General features: G+C 61.7%; 5 protein-coding genes. All 5 read right to left on the bottom strand.

Going from position 1 to position 3,189, the window contains the following annotated elements:
- Nucleotides 1-95: 95 nt before the first annotated feature.
- Nucleotides 96-548: a 50S ribosomal protein L9 gene (gene rplI, locus Y707_RS0113180; protein WP_026535447.1), complete on the bottom strand. Its 453-nt coding sequence runs from the start codon at nucleotides 546-548 to the stop codon at nucleotides 96-98.
- Between the two features lie 17 nt (nucleotides 549-565).
- The gene (gene rpsR / locus Y707_RS0113175; RefSeq protein WP_003800144.1) at nucleotides 566-805 is read right to left on the bottom strand and encodes a 30S ribosomal protein S18; all 240 of its coding nucleotides are present in this window, start codon (nucleotides 803-805) and stop codon (nucleotides 566-568) included.
- Between the two features lie 62 nt (nucleotides 806-867).
- Nucleotides 868-1,410, bottom strand: a complete 543-nt coding sequence (locus Y707_RS0113170) for a single-stranded DNA-binding protein (RefSeq protein ID WP_026535446.1) — start codon at nucleotides 1,408-1,410, stop codon at nucleotides 868-870.
- Nucleotides 1,411-1,534: 124 nt separating this feature from the next.
- Nucleotides 1,535-1,840 carry a 30S ribosomal protein S6 gene (gene rpsF / locus Y707_RS0113165; RefSeq protein ID WP_026535445.1) on the bottom strand — a complete coding sequence of 102 codons (306 nt, stop codon included), beginning with the start codon at nucleotides 1,838-1,840 and terminating at the stop codon, nucleotides 1,535-1,537.
- 156 nt (nucleotides 1,841-1,996) lie between these two features.
- Nucleotides 1,997-3,189: M18 family aminopeptidase (locus tag Y707_RS25845; protein ID WP_035781719.1), on the bottom strand; the 1,193-nt coding region annotated here is incomplete at its 5' end.

The raw sequence follows: 3,189 nt of genomic DNA, 5'->3' as shown, positions 1-3,189 counted from the left end.
GGCAACCCGGACTCCGGCACCTAAGCGCGCAAAGGGCACTTAAGCGCAAAAAGAGGGACCCCACCCGACGGTGAAGGTCCCTCTTTCCAGTACAGTTAGCGGGCTGCGACGACATCCAGGTCGATCACAGCGGAAACGTCCTCGTGCAGACGGACGTTGGCTTGGTAAGAGCCAACCGACTTGATGTGCGCTGGCAGTTCGACCTTGCGCCTGTCGATGCTGCCGAGGCCAGCGGCCTCAACAGCCTTTGCAACATCCTCGGCCTTGACGGTGCCGAACAGACGTCCGGACTCGCCTGCCTTGACGGTGAGCTTAACGGGCTTTGCGGAGAGAGCAGCTGCCTGCTTCTGCGCATCCTCCAACGAAGCGTGCTCGCGGGAAACGCGTGCCGCCTTGATGGATTCAACCTGCCGCTCGCCACCTTTGGTCCAAGTCAGGGCGAATCCGCGGGGCAGAAGGTAGTTACGGGCGTAACCGCTCTTCACCTCGACGACGTCGCCAGCAGCACCGAGACCGGTTACTTCGTGGGTCAAAATGAGCTTTGCCATGTGTAGTTCCCTTTCCCTTAGCCGCGGCCTGCGCCGGAGTAGGGCAGAAGCGCAACTTCGCGGGCATTCTTGATTGCCTGTGCGATCTTGCGCTGCTCCTGCACGGTCACGCCGGTGACGCGACGTGCACGGATCTTTCCGCGGTCGGAGATGAACTTGCGCAGCAATGCTACGTCCTTGTAGTCGATGACGGTGATGTCAGCGGCCTTCAAGGGATTGGACTTTGGTTTGGGCTTACGTAGTTCAGCCTTAGCCATCGTGGAGCTCCTTTAGTTGATGGAGCCCGCAGAACGGTTCTGCGGGATGGTGGTTTTACGGTTTAGAAGGGTGGCTCGTTGTTGTCAGGGCCGTTGCCCCAACCGCCGGACGATGTACCGGGCGCTGCCCAGGGGTCTTCCTGCGGTGCGGACTGGCCGCCCTGGTTTCCGAAGCCACCGGAGTTTCCTCCGGAATTGCCGCCTCCGCCGCCGCCGAAGTTGCCGCCACCACCGCTGTTGCGCTGGGTACGGTTAACCTTGGCGGTTGCGTATTTCAGCGAGGGGCCGATCTCATCGACCTCAAGCTCAAAGACGGTTCGCTTTTCGCCTTCTTTGGTTTCGAATGAACGTGACTTCAGACGGCCGTTGGCGACAACGCGCATCCCCTTGGTGAGGGATTCCGCGACGTTCTCCGCAGCCTCGCGCCATACCGATGCGCGCAGGAACAGCGTTTCGCCGTCCTTCCACTCATTGGACTGGCGGTCAAAGGTACGCGGAGTCGAGGCAACGGTGAAGTTAGCCACGGCCGAGCCGGACGGGGTGAAACGCAGTTCCGGATCGTTGGTCAAATTTCCAACGACGGTGATTACGGTCTCGCCTGCCATCTAATGCCTCCTGAGGTGTCGCCGGCCGCTCACTGCGGCCAGCACGTTCGTGTGAACAGCTGATTTGCTTCCAAGTCAATCACCCGGCGCCAATGTGCAACACCCGGTGACTCCACGTTGTGGATTACTCGGAGGAAACCTTCTGCTCTTCGGGGCGAATAATCTTGGTGCGCATGATGGTCTCATTCAGAGACAGCTGGCGGTCAAGCTCTTTCGCGGCATCCGGGTTCGCGGTGAAGTTAACCACTGCGTAGATGCCTTCAGACTTCTTCTGGATGTCGTAAGCCAGACGACGACGGCCCCAAATATCGACGTTGTCGACGGTGCCACCATCGTTGCGGATGACATTGAGGAACTTGTCGAGGGACGGCTGAACGGTACGTTCTTCGACCTCGGGGTCGATGATTACCATCAATTCGTAAGGACGCATATGTGAACCCACCTCCTTTGGGCTAAGCGGCTACGGTATTTCCGTAACAGGAGGTTCTTTTGCGCCTCGGAACACTGAGGTTCCGAGTATCCGCAGGCACACTGATGTGCCAATACAGACTTCCCTATCTTACAGAAGAGGACCCCGCGCCACCAATCAGCCGGCGAAGAACCGTTCCGCGACAGCCGCCAGACGATATGGGTCCTCGACGCCGCACATTTCCCGGGCGGAATGCATGGACAGCAGGGGCGTTCCAACGTCGACGGTACGGATCCCAAGGCGGGTCGAGGTCAACGGCCCGATGGTCGAACCGCAGGGCATCACATTGTTGGAAACGAACTCCTGGTAGGGAACGCTGGCGTCGCGGCAGAGTCGCGCCCACAGGGCAGCGCCGGTGGCATCGGTGGCGTAGCGCTGGTTGGCGTTGATCTTCAGAAGCGGACCGCCGCCAAGGACGGGATGGTTCGCCGGATCGTGCCGCTCCGGATAGTTCGGGTGGATGGCGTGGCCTGCGTCGGCGGAGACGCAGAACGAGGCCGCGAACGCACGCGAACGGTCTTCGGCCGAGGCACCAAGGCCATCCGAGATACGGGTCAGGATGTCCTGCAGGATAGGGCCGGAGGCGCCGGAGCGGGATTCACTGCCGATCTCCTCATGGTCGAATGCGGCCACAACGGAGACCGGCCCGTCCGCGACGCCCGCTTCCGCCGTCGCAATCAGGGCAGTCAGTCCCGCGTGCACCGAGGACAGGTTGTCCAGGCGGCCGGAGGCAAAGAACTCACTCTTGCCCCCGAAAACCGCCGGCTGCTGCGTATCGGCGATAACGACGTCGTACCCGCCAATGTCCTCCGCGCGAAGTCCAGCCTGCTCCGCCAGCACACTCAGCAGGTCTTCGGCGGACGGGACCCCTGTTCCCCAGACCGGATTCATGTGCTGCTGCTTATCCAGCTTGAGCCCCTCATTGACGTTCCGGTCGAGGTGGATGGCCAGCTGTGGAAAACGCAGCAACGGGCCTGTGGCAACGAGCTTCTCGACGCCGTCGACCGTCACCAGGCGTCCGGCGAGCGCGAGTTCCCGGTCCAGCCAGGAATTGAGCAGCGGTCCGCCGTAGACTTCGACGCCGGCCTGCAGCCAGCCGAAACGGCCGGTGGTCGGCTTGGGCTTGAGTTTGAACGACGGCGAATCCGTGTGGGCGCCGAGGATGTGGAATCCCGTGGTGGGCGTCGCGTTTTCAGGCGCGTTCCAGGCGATGATGGCGCCGTCGCGGATCACATAGTGCTTGCCGGGTCCCCCTTCCCAGGCATCGGTCTCCTGCAGTTGGGTGAAACCCGCCGCATCCAGCCGGCGGG

The organism is Arthrobacter sp. H14 (genome assembly GCF_000520495.1).
Taxonomy (GTDB): Bacteria; Actinomycetota; Actinomycetes; order Actinomycetales; family Micrococcaceae; genus Arthrobacter_C.
Note: the sequence above shows the minus strand (reverse complement) of the source record. Positions and strands in the feature narration are given on the sequence as shown.